The 18332-nt window shown below is 40.1% G+C and carries 21 protein-coding genes, 1 tRNA gene and 1 pseudogene; 14 read left to right on the forward strand and 9 right to left on the reverse strand.

From position 1 onward, the window contains the following. Positions 1-263 precede the first annotated feature (263 nt). From CP947_RS01260 to CP947_RS10660, 3 genes and pseudogenes are all read right to left on the reverse strand, one after another. Complete coding sequence (locus tag CP947_RS01260; protein WP_096711448.1) at positions 264-641, reverse strand: DUF2283 domain-containing protein; 378 nt, start codon at positions 639-641, stop codon at positions 264-266. A 64-nt stretch (positions 642-705) separates the two neighbouring features. Beyond that, entirely contained in the window at positions 706-1191 is a 486-nt protein-coding gene (locus CP947_RS01265) for a Csac_0668 family 2Fe-2S cluster-binding (seleno)protein (protein WP_096711449.1), read from the reverse strand. Between the two features lie 27 nt (positions 1192-1218). Beyond that, positions 1219-1326 (reverse strand): annotated as a pseudogene (locus CP947_RS10660) (CRISPR-associated protein Cas1); the annotation flags it as partial. A 156-nt stretch (positions 1327-1482) separates the two neighbouring features. On the opposite strand from CP947_RS10660, the gene CP947_RS10450 reads away from it, so the two are divergent. Next, positions 1483-1638 (forward strand): hypothetical protein, encoded by a 156-nt coding sequence (locus tag CP947_RS10450; protein WP_165868952.1) that lies wholly within the window; start codon positions 1483-1485, stop codon positions 1636-1638. 62 nt (positions 1639-1700) lie between these two features. On the opposite strand, the gene CP947_RS01280 is transcribed toward CP947_RS10450, so the two are convergent. Both CP947_RS01280 and CP947_RS01285 read right to left on the reverse strand, forming a co-directional pair. Further along, on the reverse strand, positions 1701-4748 hold the full coding sequence (locus tag CP947_RS01280; RefSeq protein ID WP_096711451.1) for a DUF2254 family protein: 3048 nt from the start codon (positions 4746-4748) through the stop codon (positions 1701-1703). A gap of 199 nt (positions 4749-4947) precedes the next feature. Then, positions 4948-5032, reverse strand: a tRNA-Leu gene (locus CP947_RS01285). Positions 5033-5133: 101 nt separating this feature from the next. Here CP947_RS01285 and CP947_RS01290 point away from each other — a divergent pair. Continuing rightward, a complete protein-coding gene (locus CP947_RS01290) occupies positions 5134-5895 on the forward strand; it encodes an MBL fold metallo-hydrolase (RefSeq protein ID WP_096711452.1) in 762 nt (253 codons plus the stop codon). 2 nt (positions 5896-5897) lie between these two features. On the opposite strand, the gene CP947_RS01295 is transcribed toward CP947_RS01290, so the two are convergent. Beyond that, the gene (locus CP947_RS01295; protein ID WP_172425440.1) at positions 5898-6548 is read right to left on the reverse strand and encodes a metallophosphoesterase family protein; all 651 of its coding nucleotides are present in this window, start codon (positions 6546-6548) and stop codon (positions 5898-5900) included. A gap of 9 nt (positions 6549-6557) precedes the next feature. Further along, positions 6558-7316 carry a TIGR00266 family protein gene (locus CP947_RS01300; RefSeq protein WP_096711453.1) on the reverse strand — a complete coding sequence of 253 codons (759 nt, stop codon included), beginning with the start codon at positions 7314-7316 and terminating at the stop codon, positions 6558-6560. Between the two features lie 137 nt (positions 7317-7453). Here CP947_RS01300 and trmY point away from each other — a divergent pair, with 137 nt between their 5' ends. The 12 genes from trmY to CP947_RS01360 all read left to right on the forward strand — a co-directional run bounded on the left by trmY (position 7454) and on the right by CP947_RS01360 (position 16595). Further along, complete coding sequence (gene trmY / locus CP947_RS01305; protein ID WP_096711454.1) at positions 7454-8056, forward strand: tRNA (pseudouridine(54)-N(1))-methyltransferase TrmY; 603 nt, start codon at positions 7454-7456, stop codon at positions 8054-8056. Between the two features lie 25 nt (positions 8057-8081). Then, the gene (locus CP947_RS01310) at positions 8082-9374 is read left to right on the forward strand and encodes a tRNA pseudouridine(54/55) synthase Pus10 (protein WP_096711455.1); all 1293 of its coding nucleotides are present in this window, start codon (positions 8082-8084) and stop codon (positions 9372-9374) included. Positions 9375-9412: 38 nt separating this feature from the next. Then, a complete protein-coding gene (locus CP947_RS01315; protein ID WP_072361122.1) occupies positions 9413-9706 on the forward strand; it encodes a 50S ribosomal protein L21e in 294 nt (97 codons plus the stop codon). 134 nt (positions 9707-9840) lie between these two features. Next, positions 9841-10194: an RNA polymerase Rpb4 family protein gene (locus tag CP947_RS01320; protein ID WP_072361120.1), complete on the forward strand. Its 354-nt coding sequence runs from the start codon at positions 9841-9843 to the stop codon at positions 10192-10194. A 70-nt stretch (positions 10195-10264) separates the two neighbouring features. After that, positions 10265-10861: a DUF655 domain-containing protein gene (locus tag CP947_RS01325; protein WP_096711456.1), complete on the forward strand. Its 597-nt coding sequence runs from the start codon at positions 10265-10267 to the stop codon at positions 10859-10861. 11 nt (positions 10862-10872) lie between these two features. After that, a complete protein-coding gene (gene rsmA, locus CP947_RS01330; RefSeq protein ID WP_096711457.1) occupies positions 10873-11676 on the forward strand; it encodes a 16S rRNA (adenine(1518)-N(6)/adenine(1519)-N(6))-dimethyltransferase RsmA in 804 nt (267 codons plus the stop codon). After that, positions 11676-12269 (forward strand): HemK2/MTQ2 family protein methyltransferase, encoded by a 594-nt coding sequence (locus CP947_RS01335; protein WP_096711458.1) that lies wholly within the window; start codon positions 11676-11678, stop codon positions 12267-12269. The genes rsmA and CP947_RS01335 overlap by 1 nt, the downstream gene beginning before the upstream one ends. 185 nt (positions 12270-12454) lie before the next feature. Next, complete coding sequence (locus CP947_RS01340) at positions 12455-14404, forward strand: hydantoinase/oxoprolinase N-terminal domain-containing protein (protein WP_096711459.1); 1950 nt, start codon at positions 12455-12457, stop codon at positions 14402-14404. Between the two features lie 56 nt (positions 14405-14460). Then, a complete protein-coding gene (locus CP947_RS01345; RefSeq protein ID WP_096711460.1) occupies positions 14461-15006 on the forward strand; it encodes a hypothetical protein in 546 nt (181 codons plus the stop codon). 18 nt (positions 15007-15024) lie between these two features. Beyond that, a complete protein-coding gene (locus CP947_RS01350; protein ID WP_096711461.1) occupies positions 15025-15882 on the forward strand; it encodes a shikimate kinase in 858 nt (285 codons plus the stop codon). A 21-nt stretch (positions 15883-15903) separates the two neighbouring features. After that, positions 15904-16188 (forward strand): chorismate mutase, encoded by a 285-nt coding sequence (locus CP947_RS01355; RefSeq protein WP_096711462.1) that lies wholly within the window; start codon positions 15904-15906, stop codon positions 16186-16188. Between the two features lie 14 nt (positions 16189-16202). Further along, positions 16203-16595, forward strand: coding sequence for a 5-(carboxyamino)imidazole ribonucleotide mutase (locus tag CP947_RS01360; protein WP_096711463.1), 393 nt, complete (start codon positions 16203-16205; stop codon positions 16593-16595). Positions 16596-16599: 4 nt separating this feature from the next. On the opposite strand, the gene CP947_RS01365 is transcribed toward CP947_RS01360, so the two are convergent. Continuing rightward, positions 16600-17448 (reverse strand): methanogen output domain 1-containing protein, encoded by an 849-nt coding sequence (locus CP947_RS01365; protein WP_096711464.1) that lies wholly within the window; start codon positions 17446-17448, stop codon positions 16600-16602. Between the two features lie 58 nt (positions 17449-17506). Continuing rightward, entirely contained in the window at positions 17507-18220 is a 714-nt protein-coding gene (locus CP947_RS01370; RefSeq protein ID WP_096711465.1) for an RAD55 family ATPase, read from the reverse strand. Between the last annotated feature and the right edge of the window lie 112 nt (positions 18221-18332).

Genomic DNA, 18332 nt, shown 5'->3' on the forward strand with positions numbered 1-18332 from the left:
AATTATAAAGCATTTACTTATGTTCAAATTTTTTTAAAATATTATTAAACCCTAATACTGTGCGTACAAATAATGCAACCTGCCATATCCCAAAAAAAGCGACACGATGCGAGGAATTCAAACCCTCAAACTCCTTCCAAAACAGATCTCAAGTGAAGTGATAAATATCAAATCCAAATTTGGATCGGGTGGATTCAGCAGTTCGGGTTTCTCAAGTGCTATATTTTTTGATCGAAACACTAGCAATGAAAGGTAAGTAAAAATCATGCCAGTGCCAGGGTGGTTGACCCCGGGGACAAATTCATCTCGTTGTTACCTGTAACGGAAACAGTTTTTGCAACGGGATGGTTCCTTTTTACAAAAGTCATTTTCAGATTGAGAGTAAGTTTACCGTCTTCTACTTCAAAATTAACATTCAGTTCCACAGGTTCACGCATCTCATATTTACTGATATTGAATTTCCTGGATGCATCAAGTATCTCAATCCCGACAAACTTGTTGTTTTCGTCCACGTCAAGGATGATATCATCTAACATCAATGAGGATTTGTATTTGCGGTCCTGAGGATAGATGTACATACTGTCATTTAGCCAATCGTAATCAAAATGACTATGTTCATAGTGAACTACATCGCCGCTCATTTACTTGATCCTCCTTTCAACTTCCTGTGGAAAACATGTCACCAATGAAATATTTTAAATTATATTAATCAATTAATGCTTTATCTATAATTCCCTGTATTGTATGATGGCAACATTTACCTGACGGATTATTTATTTGGCAATTTGGGTTAGTCATTGCTCCTGTGATTTCTAAAACTTCTTTCATATTAGTTGCCTTACCATTAATCACAGCGTTTATAACTTGTTCTTCTGTTACTTTACTACAATAACAGGCATATTTCGGTTTTGCACCTTTTTTAAACCATATTGGTACTTTTACATCACTTTTTTCGAATTTAACTCTGAAATCATTGTTATAATAAGAAATCTTGCAATCTTCATTCATACATAAATAATAGTCAAAATCACCTATATTTTCTAACAAGTCATCACATATCATATGTCTTACAGTAATATTTTTTACAAAACTACCTGGAACGTTACAAACAGGACACGGACTACCATTGTCCTTTATATCGGTTTTTAAATTTGTTTCACATGGTATGACATTAAGGTTAATTCCGTTCATTTTTTGGATCTCCTTTTGTACCTGTCATTAACATTCTTCCCACATCTCCAACCTTTCCTTAACATGAGTATTAAGAGTAAATGGCTTATCAATTTTAGCATTCTGCTTCATGTGATGCAAAGTGCCCTTAGAGAACCATCCGGAACATAAGTTTGAGGGTGATGTTGGATTCTTGCAAGGAAGCATTTTCATGCTGGTGGTGTTATTTACATTGGCAAGGAGGCCAACAATATTTATGAACAGGCCTTGGATGTTAAGCGGTCACAGGTGTTCATTGACAAGCAGGAAATAATGAGAAAGATACTTGAATTGTCTCAATCACAAGATGAAGAATTAGGTATAAACAGAGGTACTTTCAAGAGGATAAAGGATAGGATTCTGGTGAATAAGGATGTTAATTTGAATACGGATGCTGTAGAAAAATTAGTTCAGTGTCTTTCATCCTAAATTAGAAACCTGTAATTTTTCGTAACATAAATAATTTTCAACATAATAATAAATTGTTCAAATTAATGATGTGGAGAAGATTTTATTGACATTACAACACCTGCATCCTTATTGTCAAATTTAAATTTAATCTTGTCAAAGACTTCAATTTTCACTAATAGATCCAAATATTTTAGTCTATCATCAACTTGATCGTCTCTAATTTTTCCATCATTTAACTCTTTTTTAATGATAGCATCTTTATCAAAATCACTTTTAATGAGAGGCTTTAATTTTTGTATTATCTTTAATGTACCTATACGATTTTTGTCATATAGAATAATAGTTTTGTCTGGCAAAGCACCATCTTCACGAATATCTATTTCTTCGATCCAATGATTAGAACCGAACATCGCAAAATTTATATCTAGATCTGGCGAAGCAATTATAGTATTTGGAGCGAATCCACGTGCTTCCAATTTATCTTTTATAATATTCAAATTTTCAACTGAAAATGTTTCAAAAACAAACATATTTTCTATCACATTTAAATTGGCATAAATTTGTTTGAGTACATAGTTTGATCTATTAATTCCGATTTGCTCACCTATACCCTTCCCAAGGTATTCAAGACCATGATATACGTGTGGATCGACATCATCATCAACAAAATTTATTTTTTCGATAAACCATTTATTCTCAATTGGTTCCACAAGCCCTTGTCGCGCCTTTCTCCATAAATCATGGAATGTCATAAGCTCTTTATTTTCCACAATTGGTTCCACCCTAACAAAATCTCTAATTTCAAAATTTTGTTCAGCAGAAGTAGTAATATCTAAAATTGTTGATTTGAGCTTTTCTTCTGACAAGCTTGATTTTTGTACTCTATCCAGTAAAGCATTTTCTTGCTCGATTGTGAAGTTTTTAAATTTATCTAGTACCTCATCAAAGTAAAATTTGGCATTTGAATCCAAAATTGAATTCCATACATCAATATTCTCATTTAGTTTATTCAACTCTTCTTCAAATGTTACAATCCTTGCTTTAGTAAAACAGTTTAGATTAGTGCTTTTACTTAACCTAGAATGTTTTTTGTAAATTAAAGCTGATATCAATATCAAAAATCTCTCATTGTAGCTTGTATCTAATACATGTGCCTGATAATCTTCTATTTTATCTAACCAATGTTCTATCTTAAAAAGAGTTTTTTTCTCAAAGACTACTTTTTCGAATGTTTCATATACGTTGTTAAGGTTGAAAAATTCAGTAATAACTTCTAAAGTTTTTTGTACGAATTCAGGCTTATAATTATTGTTTTCTAAATTAATCATAAAGTAAATGCCTAGACCATAGACTTTTTTATTTAAAAAGATCTGTACATTCCTACTTAACTTCTCTTTTTCTTCAATAACTTTTATTTCATTTTGAACTAGTAAATAATTTTTACTAGTTTTGTCTAAATTTTCAAGTTCATGCTTTAATTTGTATTTCTCGTTGCTATAAGCAAAATCATTAATGTTTTTACTGATGTCTAGAAGCTTATAAAAGCACCTTGTGGATAAGGTTGAGTGCCTATCAATTAATAGTTTTGTCAATTCCTCATAGTAATCGATAATTGTTGACAATATTTCTTCTGATTTCTTGACATAGTTCTCATCTTCTTTTTGGTATCGTAAATCATAGATAGCTTTTGTTTCTAAGTTATCTGACTCATGAAAAATTCTATCTAAGTGATTATCTCCAAAATTATATATAAGCCTTAAGTAAAAAGATGTAGCTCTGTGAAGACTTCTCGCGTCGAGTGCATCTATAGCTTCAAAACCAATTTCTTTATTATAATGAAGAATCCAATTTATGGTTTCTAAGTCAGCTTGATCAATAGATGTTTTGGTTATATTTTCAAATGATTGGTAAAATTGACTTAAGAATTCGAATCTTAACATAGCTTCATCTAACTGAGAATCAACACCAATGAGGCCAAAATCTTTTCTATATTTTATAGATTTTAGTGCCAAGTTGGTGAATTCTCTTAATGCTTCATCAGAAACATCTCTTTCAGAACTTTTAATCATTTCAATTATAAAGGTTGAAATTGGGGATAGATTGTTGCAATCAGTTACAAAATTATTATTATTATGGTTGTTTATACTGTAAGCACTTGTAACTAATTTGCTTATTTCATTTGCATTTGCATCATTAGCAGATTCAATAGAACCTAATACAAAATTTGAGTTTTTTATTTCCCAATTAAATGGAATACAGATTTTAAGACTAGATTCAGGAGATTTTTCTTCAAGTATTTTTGAGCATTTTTTTAATTTTGAAAGATTAATATTTCGAATTAAACCACATTTTTTGGTTTTTATTTGATATTCTGAATTTGATATCTCAAAAAAAGTACTTAATTTGATATTTTCAAGATCCTTTACCCCATCTTTAATGTAATTGTATTCGATGTATTTGTCTCGGACGAAACCTAATCTAAGAAGGTATGCATTTTCAATTCGTTTGTATGTTTCTCGAATATAATTGCTTGGTTCAATCCTATTTACTATAAAAAAGAAGAAGAAAATCAAGAGTAAGACACAAAAAACAACTAACATGAAAACTAATATCAATGAAGATAAGTTTGAATAAATTGTAACTGATGTTTCCGAACTATTTTTTATAAGACAGAGCTCAAAAAGAGAATAAACCATAGTTATTAAAAAAATACTAAAAATAGATACTGCCTTCCAATTACTAAATGCATGTTTTATTGTTTGTATTGAATATTTATCTGCAATCATTTGCATGTAAACTAGCAATATTGAAAATGATATTGCCAACAATGCTGCTAAACTTTGTGCTACTGCACTATAAAAATATCTGGCAGAATCATTATCTGGGAATTGAGATTCAATGTTTGATATCCCAAGATATGATGTCAAAATTTCGAATAAATTGTCAAATGCATATTTAAAAAGTACTATAAATGAAAGTAATAAGAATATCGATATAAGAAATTTGGTAAATAAGCTCGTTTCAATTCGATATACAATCTTATCCATTAAATTTAATTTACTAGGATTATTTTCGCCCAAATCTTTTCTCTTTTCATGGGCATATTTCCATTTTCTGTAAATATCCATAAGAGTTCTACACAATTTACAAATATTTAGAACTATCTGTTTAAAATGCTATTAATTAAGTAATCAATGTTCAAAGTAGCTTTGATAAAACATTCAGAGACTAATTCAATATGAAATAGCATATTCTTAAGGAAGTCTTCATTATTTTTAAATTTTAAAAGTTGCATTTTTCTGAGTTACCTATATCCCTAAAAACAAGTGCGAGGGGAGGGATTCGAACCCTCGAATTCCTTCGAAACCGGATCTTAAGTCCGGCGCCTTTGACCGGGCTGGGCAACCCTCGCAGGAAGATGTGTAGAATTAGCCTTTGCCGGTTGGTTGGATGAACGAGCTTTATAAAGCCATTCGGAATCCATAATTAGAGTTAAGTTACTTAAACCTTATTATGGTAGGCATGAAAATACAATTCCTTGGTAGCGGTGTGGCAATCCCCCGGCCCGGCAGGGTGCAGTCCGGGATTGCAGTTGAGACTGAAAACGGCCGTTTATTACTTTTTGACTGCGGGGCCGGGGTGCTGCAGCGCCTCTTTGAGAGCGGGCGTGATCCCCGGGATGTTGATGCAATCATCCTGACCCACCTGCACCTGGATCATGTGGCCGATGTCCTGCCCCTGCTCAAAAGCCGCTGGTTGTGCGAGAAAAACGATTGTGTCATCTACGGGCCACAGGGCACCCGGGAATGGCTGGACGGCCTGTTCGGGCTGTATCCCTATTTACAGGGCAGGTTTGACCTCTCCGTCACCGAACTCAAACCCGACCGGCAAATCGTACTTGACGGTAGTGACTGCCGGCTCAGCTGTGCCGCAGGAGTGCACAGCGTACCCTCCCTGGGTTACAGACTCGAGGACGGAGGGAAAATAATGGTATATACCGGGGACACCGAACCCTGTGACTCCCTCATGGAACTGGCACAGGGAGCCGATATTCTCATCCACGAATGTTCGTTTCCCCCAGGCTTTGACGTCGACTGCCACACCACACCGAATATGCTGGCCCCCTATCTCGAAAAACTTGATGCAGGCAAACTCTACCTGACCCATCTCTACCCGCAAATGCAGGGCCATGAACAGGAATCACTGGAATACCTGCGCAGCCGATTCAAAGGTGAAGTGCACATCGCCTCGGACCTGCTGGAAATCGACCCCTGAGATCAGACCTGCAGCATCTCGATATCCAGTTTGCCCGATTTTTCATCCAGTTCGATAAGGGCAGCCGATCCTTCCGAAGCCATACCGGTGTTCACGACAGTTGTACCGGCCACTTCCATGACTCCCTTGTCCTCATGGATATGGCCACAGACGATCAGGTCCACCTTGCCCAGCATGTCGGCTACAGCTTTACAGCCCACATTACCGGCTTCGATGCGATCCAGTGTGCAGTAAGGGGGTGAATGGGACAACAGCACCAGGTAATCGCCCTTCTGTCTTCCTTCAGCAGCCAGTTTGTCCAGGGTTGCTGCAATTTCCTCTTCTTCGATTTCATAGGGAGTATTGAAGGGTGTGGGGTTGGATCCGCCCATCCCTATGAAAGCCACATTTTCCATGATCCACAAACGCTCGTGGAGATTTATGGCCTTTGACTCATCCAGAAGATTGCAGATACTTTGCAGGTCACAGTTGCCCGGAATGGCCAGGGTTGGTTTGTCAAACATTCTCATCATCTCCAGGGCCTGCTCATCCGGCCCGAAGTTGGTGATATCTCCTGCAACCAGTATCAAATCCACATCCTCTGCCCTCTCAAGTATGGCCGGGATGCGTGTAAAATTCCCGTGTGCATCAGACATTGCAAGTATACGCATCATTTATGCTCCTTAGAAGTTCTTATCGCCACCGAGGATACCGCTCAAACCGCCACCTTCGCCCCTGTTACTCTGGGAACCAAGGCCTGTGGCAGCTGCAATCCTGTCAGCCAGCCTGGAGAATGGCAGGCTCTGCAGATACACCGTACCGGGACCTGATACCGTAGCAAGGACCACTCCTTCTCCGCCAAACAGTGCATTCTTAAATCCGCCTACCAATTTAATGTCATAGTTCACAGATTCAGAAAAAGCCACAAGACAGCCGGTATCCACACGCATGGTCTCTCCTGCATCCAGTTCTTTTTTGATTATCGTTCCACCGGCATGCACAAAAGCCAAACCGTCTCCTTCAAGTCTTTGGAGAATGAAACCTTCTCCCCCGAAAAGACCGGCACCGATTCTCTTGGAAAATGCAATGCCCACCTCTATACCGTTGGCAGCACAAAGGAAAGCATCTTTCTGGCACAGGAAACTTCCACCTACTTCTGACAGGTCTATAGGAATAATCTTGCCCGGGTATGGTGCACCAAATGCGACCCTTTCCTTACCGTCTCCGTCATTGGTAAAGGAAGTGATGAAGAAACTCTCACCGGTAACCATTCTCTTGAGTCCCTTGAAAAGTCCACCGCCTGTTGATGTTTGCATTTTGATGTCCTGGCCCATATACATCATAGCTCCAGCCTCTGCCCTCACACTTTCTGAAGGGTCAAGTTCGATCTCCACAAGCTGCATGTCATTCCCAATAATATCGTAATCGATTTCGTCTGCCATTTGTGTGACTCCTGTTGAATTTACAATAATTTAATATTCTTTAAATTTATATACCTACTTCATTGGCAAAATACATAATCAGATTTAAATAGTACTGCACATTTTATCGGCATCAGAAATTGAAAGGATAACATATCATGAAACACTTTCTCATTATTGCTCATAAGGCGCATACCGCCGATGATTTTTCCCTGAATGACCTGCCTGGTTCTGCCGGCAGGATGGATATACTGTGCAGGTGCGTAAATTCAGCCCTTTTTCTTTCCCATGACCTGCGCCGGGACGTACAGATTCACCTCCTGCTCCTCGGAGAACCCGACCCTGGCAGGGTTATCAAATTTGACGGGGAGACCGTACGTTACCTGAATCCGGATGAACGAAGTAGTGGCTCTCTTATCAAAAAAGCCCTGGATAAGGATTCTTCTGACTTTGAGATTCGCTCCACACCCGGTGTCACCGTGCGTGATGCAAACCTATCCACTCTCCTTTCGGAATTCAAGCAGCAGGGTTGCTCTCTTTATTATCTGCTTGAAGACGGCAAGGAAATCCGTGAAGAAACCCTTCCCAGAGGGGATATGGTCTTTATTCTGGGTGATCACAGCGGTGTTACCGAAGAAGAAGAGGCAGAGATAGAAAAAGCCGGTGCAATAAAACTTAATATAGGCCCGATCTCGCTTCATTCGGACCATTGTATTACAATTTTACACAACGAACTTGACCGCAGGGAAAAAGAATATTAACCTTTTTGCTATTGGAAGTGAATACATGACCATAATGCAAACAGCAGCCCGAATCATTGAGGAAGGTCCAATATGCGACAATTGTATGGGCAGGCAATTTGCCCGCTTGCTTACCGGCCTGACAAATGCTGAAAGAGGAGAGGCTATCAAACTATCCCTCTCTTTAGAAGCTGCACGCCTGATGAAAGAAGAAGGCTATAAGGATTTACTTGAAAAACTCGCTCTTTCCAACTCCTACGCATGTAAGACACTGGATGCCTCCTGTGAGGAAGAGGAATGCTGGGTATGCATTGGGCTTTTTGATAATCTGGATGAATGGGTGGACAGAGCTATAAAGGCTCTTGAAGGAATCGAGTATTCCACTTTTGTCGTGGGTACAAAGGTTAGCGGACTGCTGGCTGAGAATGAAGAGATCCTCTGGGCTGAATGCGGGGCTGATTATGCCGAGCAGCTGAAAACTGAACTTAACAGGGAGATCGGAAAACGCCTGGCAGCCCGCAGCGGCAAAGAAGTAGACATCAAAATGCCCGATGTTGTTGTTATTCTTGACATAGCAAAAGAAGATATTATACTGGAAATCCGCTCGGTTTATGTTGAAGGTCGCTATCGCAAACTTGTGCGTGGCATACCCCAGACCCGATGGCCCTGCCGCAAATGCAAGGGAAAGGGATGTCAGAGCTGTGATAATACAGGAAAACAATATCCCGAATCCGTGGATGAATTGGTTAGTGAACCTGTAATTGAAGCATTTGACAGTGATGATACTAAATTCCACGGTGCTGGAAGGGAAGACATAGACGCCTTAATGCTCGGTGCAGGTCGCCCATTTGTAGTTGAAGCTATAAATCCGGGTAAGCGTAACTACAATCTTTCTGATCTGGAAGAGCAAATAAACAGTAAAGCTGACGGGAAAATTGAAGTTGAAGGTCTCAAATTTGCGGACAAGGCCAGAGTTCAGACCCTCAAGAACTCTACGGCGGATAAAGTTTATAAGCTTAAAGTTACATTCAATGCCCCTGTTACGGAAGACGCCATCAGGACTGCTCTTGAGGACCTCCAGGGTAATCTAATCGAACAGCGCACGCCTCAAAGGGTGTCGCATCGAAGGGCTGATCTTGTAAGGAAACGTCAGGTGCATTCGATAGAACTTCTCGAATATCATCAGGATCATGCAATAATCAGGGTTGATTGTGAAGGCGGGCTTTATGTGAAAGAGCTTATATCCAGTGACGAGGGACGCACGACTCCGAGCCTCACCGGTCTGCTTGGAATTGATGCAGTGGTTGAAGAACTTGATGTGGTCGATGTGAAGATTTAACCGGATTATAATTTATATATCATCAACGGAGGAACATTATGCCAAAATCAAATGGTGAAAGATACTGTACAAGATACAAGCTTAAAAAGTCAATCAGGGAAAGAGGACTCTCTCCTGTGAGCAAAGCCATCCAGAGTTTCAGTGAAGGACAGAGAGTCCATATAGATATTGATCCCAGTGTCCAGAAAGGAATGCCAAATCCCAGATACCAGGGTAAAACCGGTAAGGTACTCTCTCAGCGCGGGCGTGCCTATATCCTTGAAGTACGTGAAGGAAATGCCAATAAGCAGGTAATTGTCCTGCCACAGCACCTTAAACCCCAGAAATACTGATTTCTGGTAAGAAATATAAATATCAGAGGCAAAGCAGAAATAGCTATATCTGCTTTGCCTCTGATAGTTGTCTGTTGCATTATTCCTGCCTTAAAGGCAGGTTAACTTAAGGCAGAATGGATGAGTGCTTTCCAATGATAGTTAAAAAAGTTCTTGATGAAGAATTACTTACGTTACCTGAGGTCAGGGGAATTCTCCACCAGATTCTGGAAGAACGTGTCAATAACGAAGAAGAGCTTGGATATGAGCTGCGTAAAGCCATAAACCATGCAGACATGTTCTCAAGGACAAGTGCTGAAAAAGCACGCGAGTTTGTCAACAAATTGCTTGAAGTGGAGAAAATGAAACCGGAGATTGCAATTCGGATAGTGGACACAATGCCACTTTCCAGGGATGAACTCCGTACCCTTTATGCCAAAGAGAGATACACTCTCTCAGATGAAGAGCTTGACACCATCCTTGAACTCGTAATGGATTATATGGAATAAATTTATATTCCATATACGACTTTTTCTTTTAGATAATATCAATAGTCTTACGTGCACCATGGAGGATATAATGACTACAAAGGGGAATAAAACTGAAAGAGAAGAGTACGCATGGGTTCTGGATTATCTTCCTTATGGAAATCCTAATGATCCACGTCCCACATACCAGAAAACACCCTTAGCCCAGGCAGTAGGTGATTCTAAATTCGTACTCATGGAACTTGTCCCCAAGGAAAAAGTCACTCCTCAGATACAGTCCAGAGTTTATATCGGAGAGGGTGACAGGGAAGTAATTGATCATGTCAAGCATCGGATTCATTACAATGATCTTACAAGTGGTGCACAACTTGAGCTTCCGTATGTACTGGAGCAATCGGTAAAACATCATGAGGAGCGTTTTGTAAAGTTTTTCAATGAAGCTCATCCCATAACGACTCGCCAGCACATGCTAGAGCTTTTACCCGGTATTGGCAAAAAACTCATGTGGGCGATAATCGATGAACGTAAGAAGGGTGAGTTCAAAAGTCTTGAAGAACTCCATGAACGTGTGGGTGGAGTACATACGCCCCAGAAGGCTATTGTCAATCGTATCATGGAAGAACTTAAAGATGATAATATCAAGTACAGACTCTTCACAAGACCACATCGCCGCCCCCACAATGAATAAAGGGTATAGATGTGGTATACTCTATTCTTAAAAAATATGGGATCAGGGGTGGTTCCCTTGACCAACATTTTTTGGTAAATGAACCTATACTGGACTCAATAGCAGAAGCTGCAGACCTGCAAGGTGATGATGTCGTTCTTGAGATAGGCGGCGGTATCGGAAATCTGACAGAGCGTCTGGTAGCCAGGGCAGGCAGGGTTATTGTTATAGAACGGGATCCCCGTCTGGTGACAGTGTTGCAGGACAGGTTCCACGACGTATCCAATATTGATATAATTAAAGGGGATACAATGAAAGTTGAACTCCCTGCCTTCAATAAAGTTGTAGCAAATTTACCTTATTCAATCTCTTCTCCCATAACATTCCGTCTTCTTAACCACGGTTTTGAAAAAGGGATTTTAATGTATCAGTACGAGTTTGCCAGAAGAATGGTAGAAGTGCCGGGCTCTAAGAATTATGGTCGGCTTTCAGTGGACACACAGTATTTTGCTGATGTCAGGCTCCTTCGCAAAATTTCTCCCTCTGCTTTTACTCCTGCTCCAAAAGTCTGGTCTGCAGTAGTTGAAGTGGTACCCAGGCCACCGGCTTTTGAGGTGAAGAATGAGCAACTCTTTTTTAGGGTTGTCGAGGCTGCATTTGGCCAGAGGCGCAAGAAAATGAAAAATGCTCTTACGAAATTCAATCCGCCCCTGGCAAACCAGGAATCCATTCTTCGTTTAATTCCTGAAGATTTCCTGGGAAAACGTGCTGAACAGCTTTTTCCTGAAGATTTTGCAACCATATCCAATATTCTCTATGAAGCAAGGGATGACTAATGGCTCCCATTTCATATCGCAATGCTTATGTTAACATTGAAAAAGATGTTTATGAACCTGCGGAAGATTCTTTCCTGCTTGCAGATGTTGCGATAGACCGTATCAGTGACGGTATGCATGTGCTGGAAATGGGTGTGGGAAGTGGCTTTGTTTCTGCAGTGGTTGCTGCTAATAAGAATGTAGAACCCATAGGTTGTGACATAAATCCTGATGCTCTTGAATGCGCATATAAAAACGGCATCCCGGTTTTCCGCAGTAACCTTTTCGCAGGGCTCAGGAAAAAAGCATATTTTGATGTCATACTGTTCAATCCTCCCTATCTCCCGACCTCCGAAGACGAAAAGTTAGAGGGTTGGCTCAATTATGCTTTTGATGGAGGAGTTGAGGGAAGGGATACTATAGCAACCTTTTTTGCTGAAGTATCTGACTATCTCAAACCCGAAGGGAGTGTTCTGTTATTCATTTCTTCCCTTACAGGTAAAGGGGAAGTATTTGATATTATGGAGCAAGAGATGTTTACTGGCTATGTGGTAGCTGAGACCCGGTCTTTTTTTGAAAAATTGATGGTTATTGAATGTACACACAACCGCTGAAATACAGGTATATTTTCAGTAGTTCATTATGCTTAAAAGGAAAAACCACCTTTTGTTACTTCAAAGCAAAACGAAAGGTTTATTGTTGTGCAGGTTGACGGTATTGTTGCGTAATAGAAATTAAAAAAGTTAATCTTAAATTGAATATAATAGTTTTATATTTAAAAATTGCCAGAGGATTACAAATGAAATACAGTCTTGGTATAGATGCCGGTGGAACATATACAGATGCCGTAATCCTGCGGGATTCGGATGGGAAGATTATTGATCATGGAAAGGCCCGCACGACCTATCCTGATTTGCTGGATGGAATTCAGGAAGTACTTGACGGCCTGGATCAGTCATTTCTGGAAAAAGTCTCTCTGGTATCGGTCTCTACCACTCTTGCAACCAACACTATTCTGGAAGGTACAGGTTATCCGGTAGCTCTTATCATGATAGGGGGAGAGGTTCCAAACGATTCATCAATCAAGTATTCAATATCTGTACAGGGCGGCCATTCTTCCGGAGGGAACGAAAAACAATCCCTTGACATGGATTCTATAAAAGAATTTGTAGGAGAAGTTCAGGATAAGGTATCAGCATTTGCGGTTTCTGCCTATTTTAGTGTAAGAAACCCGGACCATGAATTGAAGGCAAGGGAAGTTATAGATGAAATGACCGGTTTGCCTGTGATCTGTGGCCATGAACTTTCCCAGTCCCTGGGGGCATATGAAAGAGGTGTTACAGCCTATCTAAACGCCCAGCTTTTGCCCATATCGACCCGGTTTATGGAAACAGTTGCATCTGAGATAGATCGAAGAGGAATCGATGCAAAACTTATGATGCTCAAATGTGATGGTTCCATAGTGGGTATGAAAGAAGCTCTCAAACACCCGATCGAATCAATATTTACCGGTCCTGCAGCAAGCCTTGTTGGTGCTTCATATCTTGCCAAAAGCAAAGATTGCCTGGTCATTGATGTCGGAGGTACAAGTACCGATGTAGCTATGGTTATTGACAATCTACCTGAAATAACCGATGAAGGGGCAACTGTTGGGGGTTGGCCAACCAAGGTGGAAGCCATAAGAATGGAAACCTCTGCAATGGGTGGAGACAGTCATGTGTGGGTTAAGAATCATAATGTTTTCATAGGTCCACGCCGGGTCGTTCCTCTCTGTGTGGCTGCCAGTAAATATCCGGCAATTACTACAAAACTCAAGAAAGGACAGAGTATACTGAAAAGCCAGCTAGGGGAAAATATCCAGCCCACAAAATTCTTTATTAGAACCAAACAGGAACCCATTGAACTTACAGATCGCGAAGAAGACCTTCTTTCCCGCATAAAGGATGAACCCCTGACCGTGAGTGACATCTACTGGGACAGTAAAGCATTGCCATCGCCTATGGTCATGGCAAGCCTGATCCAGAAACGTCTGGTACAGGCCATAGGTTTTACTCCAACCGATGCCCTTCATGTTCTTGGGGAATATAATGAGTGGAACAGTGAAGCTTCCAGGGTCGGTGCAGAAATACTTGGATACTTCGCAGATCTGGATGCTGATGAAATTGCCGGTAAAGTTAAAGATGAAGTTGCAAAGAACATGGCACAGAACCTTCTTTCCTATGTCTTTAATGACCTCGAGGATTCACAGATCAATAAAGTTGTCCGTGGCAATCATTATGGCGGATTTCATGTGGATGTTCCCGTGGTACTGCTTGGAGGTCCTGTACAGGCCTATGTAAATGATATGCAAAAGCTAGTAGATGCGGAAATAGTCCTGCCTGAATATGCGGATGTGGGTAATGCAGTAGGAGCGCTTGCAGGTAAGGGGATAAAGCGTATTGAAGTGCTAATTCGCCCGAATTTTGGTGAATCTAAATATAATCTGCGTCCTTCTTCAATATCATTGTTCTATCCCGGCGGAAATGAAAATTTCAAGTCCCATGAAGAAGCTGTGGAGGCTGCCCGGGAGATCGGTCATAGATTGATAATGGATTACATGCATGAAGCTGAACTGGACGAAGGTGAAATAACTATAGATGTTGATCGCAAGGATGTTCAGGTGCATGGAGTCGGTATTCCAATGGAAACAAGGTTTACTTTTCTGGGTGTAGGGGATATTAAAATGGGGAAGAAGGATATAAGAATATAATTTTCCTTTTTCTTCCCTTGATCAATTTTAAATAAAAGGTAGCTTTATTTCCATCTATGCTGGAATTTAGAAAACAAGAGCCTTACAGTCTGCGTACCAGGCCCGATATTGTAGAATCTGAATATGATTTTCGACAAAATCTGGACATTTCGGATGTAAATGGTGTATTGTTCAACGTTCTGGCTTCCCGCAATTCATCCACTCTTGCAGAATATGATGCAGTCTGGTGGAGGGAAAACAGGGTCTGTTTTCTGGAATATAAAGATTCAACTGCTGCCTATCGGCGTATGAATGCAAAACGGGCACAACAGGTTCAGGATACATCCAAAAACCTGGCTCGTACATATGGTTTTTTGGAATTCAATTATTCACTTATAGTTAAAGGACTGGATGCAAAGACTACAAAGGGAAGTGTTGCAGTAATACCTCTTGAAGATTTGTCTTCATACCATCCGGAATTTACTTCTGCTCATGTCGAACTGGATTTTATTGATAAGTTGACGGATAAATACAGCAGGGAGCAAAATTCCGTTGAATTAGAACGGGATACAATTATTGCTGATATTAGTAAACTTAAAGAAATGTTTGAACAGCAACTCTGATAGAAGGAGATATTTTTCATGACTGTAACAGGATATGGGCAAGCTTTGGGTGCAGGTACCATCCTCAATGCAATTTCTACCTGGAAAGGTGCAGCTTTTGGATTGGACCTCAAGACATTTGCCAGGGTTGAATTATCACAGGGCGATGGTCCTATAGAAGGTATCATTGAAGAGAATGGGGATATGGATACCACTCTGATCGAGAATGCAGTTGGTATAACTCTTGACCTGTTTAATTTGAAAATGCAGGGCACGGTACAAACAAGAAGTGAAATTCCCCATGCTAGCGGACTAAAAAGTAGCAGTGCTGCGGCTAACGCTGTTATTATTGCTACTCTGGATGCCATAAAAGAATCAATGGAACCTCTGGAGATGGTAAAATTAGGGGTCCAGGCAGCTAAAAAATCCGGAGTGACAATCACAGGGGCTTTCGATGATGCCTGTGCATCTTTTTTTGGTGGTGTGGTAGTAACTGATAACAAAGAAGATATTCTTTTCAACCGCATCAAGAAAAACAGTGAAGTACTTGTTTTTGTTCCTCCTCAAAAGGCATATAGTTCGGAGACTGACGTAACAGGATCAAAATTAATTGGACCCTGGATAGACATGGCTTATGACCTTGTAATCCATCGGGAATTTGAGAAAGCAATGACATTAAATGGTTTTCTTTATTGTGGTGCTTTGGGTTTTGATACCAAACCAATGATGGTAGCCCTTGAAAGTGGTATTGAAGGCGTCACCCTTTCTGGCACAGGTCCTGCATATGTGGCAATTGGGGATAGCTCCGATCTGGACAAACTTGCAAAGGCCTGGGAGAAGCGTATTACAGGCGGAAATGTGATAAGGACGAAGATCAATAATGAAGGAGCAATTTAAACCAGGTAATTGTTGGTTTTTATGACAATCGAAAATGTAAGACAGGAGATCGAGAATATTGATAGGGAACTGGTGAAACTCATTGCAAAAAGAGTTGAATTTGCAGATGATATTTTAAAGTACAAACACCAGGCCAATCTTCCTATCAATGACGACACGCAAAATGATGTGGTAATAGATAGAGCTGTTTCTATTGCTACTGAAAAAGGTTTAGATTCCACAGTGGTAAAACAGATTTTCAAACTCCTTATACAAATGAATATAGAAAGGCAACATGAATTAAGCGGTGAAGGTAATCTTCCTTAATAAGAGGTACAAAAATGGTAGATATTGCAATAGTGATGGGGTCTGAATCGGACCGGGCAATTTCGAATCGTGTAACCAATGTATTGGACAACACAGATTACAGTTATGATGTACAGGTAATTTCTGCCCACCGCAATCCCGATGAACTGGATGAATATGTAGGTAAGGACGAGGCTATCGTTTACATTGCGATAGCCGGACTTTCTGCCGCACTTCCCGGCGTGATAGCATCAAAGACTGACAAGCCTGTTATCGGGGTGCCTGTGGGTGCCAAACTTGGGGGACTGGATGCATTATTGTCCACAGCACAGATGCCACCGGGTGTACCGGTTGCAACTGTTGGTATTGATAACGGTGCAAATGCAGCTCATATGGCAATCCGCATCCTGAAACTCAAAGGAGAATGAATTTTCATTCTTCTTCTAAACAAATATGAAAACAACAGTGGTCGTCCCCATTACCCATTGTTTTATCTACGATAACTTCGCCGTTGGTGACTCCGTTAACCATCTTTGAGAAAACTCCGGTGGTGAGGTTGCACATTATGGGGTTTATCTTACATTCTTCTCCCCATGGGCACCTGTGTGCTTTTATGATCGAACACCCATTATTGTCACTGTCATCCTCTACAAAATAACTGGCTCCCAGTTGATTCATAGCCCCGCAGCAAATTTCGGCTACATCTTGCGAATCTGCAGTTTTCCTCTCACAATCACTACGTACAATATCTTCCACCATATCAACCATTTGACGAATAATTATTTTCTTCTGTTCAGGTGGTGCACTACTAAGTAGGGAGGGAATAATTGAGGTTAAAACTTTTCGAATGCGATTTTGCATTTTAAGGTGCTCTTTTTCAGCCACCAGCTCATCATGGAGGCTTTTGATGCGCAACAATGACTTTACACGGGTTAGAAGTTCCACCCGGTTTACAGGTTTTGTAAGAAAATCATCTGCACCAACTTCAATACCTTTAATGCGGTCCTCTTTTTCAGATAGTGCAGTTACCATAATAATCGGGATATGGCGTGTATTTTCTGATTCTTTTAATTTTTTAGCAACATCATAGCCACTCATACCCGGCATCATAATGTCAAGAAGAATAATATCTATGTCATTTTCTTTTACTTTTTGGAGGCATTCTTCTCCACTTTCAGCCAGAGTAAGCTCGTATAAGTGTGAGAGGTATGCTTCCATTAAATCCAGATTCTGTGGTTCGTCATCCACTATGAGTATTTTGGGTGTGATTTCGCTTTCCATATTTTTCTGTGTTACGTTAGGGGTACTGGCTAATAAGTCTTTTTAGCAAAAGATGCTATCAAGTATCTTTCTTGCCCTTTATATCGATGCCTTTTGATGTAATCTCAAACGGAACGGGGTCAAGAGAAATGGCTGTATTTCTCATCTTTGGTATGAAAATAAAACGCTCCATTTTCCCTGTGTAGGGATTTTCCTTAACCATTAACTTGATGTTTCCAAAAGTCGAGTAATCTGCAACTTCATGGGTCATTTGGTGGGCAGCTTCATCCATCACAAAAAGTGTTGTAACATCCTTTTGTGAAAGTAAAAGATTCAATGTATCAAACTGGTCACGAAATTCACGCGGTGTTAAACCAATTGCGAAAACTCCAATATTGTCCATTACTATTACTTCGGCATCATAAGGTATCAATTCAGGCATGTTTATGAGGTCAACCTGTTTAAAACTCAACCCATCTATCATTTCAGCAGCCTTAGTTACGCTCCGGCTTCTCATTTCCAGGATTTTCACAATTTCAAGTAAACCACTTTTTATATATTCATCAAAAGGAAAACCAAATATTTTTGCCTGTTCGGTAATATCTTCTTCGGTCTCTTCTGTTGCCATTATTACAGATTTTTTTCCATCTGTACATGCCTGGTTTATTGCATGCATTGCAAAAATAGTTTTACCTGAGCCAGGAGCACCGGTGATAAGAATCCCTTTTTTCCCCGGATATCCATCACCAATCTTTTTGTCAAGACCCTGAATTCCTGTAGATAGCCTTTCCATTGGTACACCGTTGATTACTATACAAGTCTTTATATATAGAATGTTTCTTCCCCTTAACTAAATCCCTGCACGTATTATAATTATGTTATGAGTCTGGAAATGAACAAATATA

Origin of the sequence: Methanohalophilus euhalobius, assembly GCF_900215215.1 — an archaeon.
Lineage (GTDB): Archaea > Halobacteriota > Methanosarcinia > Methanosarcinales > Methanosarcinaceae > Methanohalophilus > Methanohalophilus euhalobius.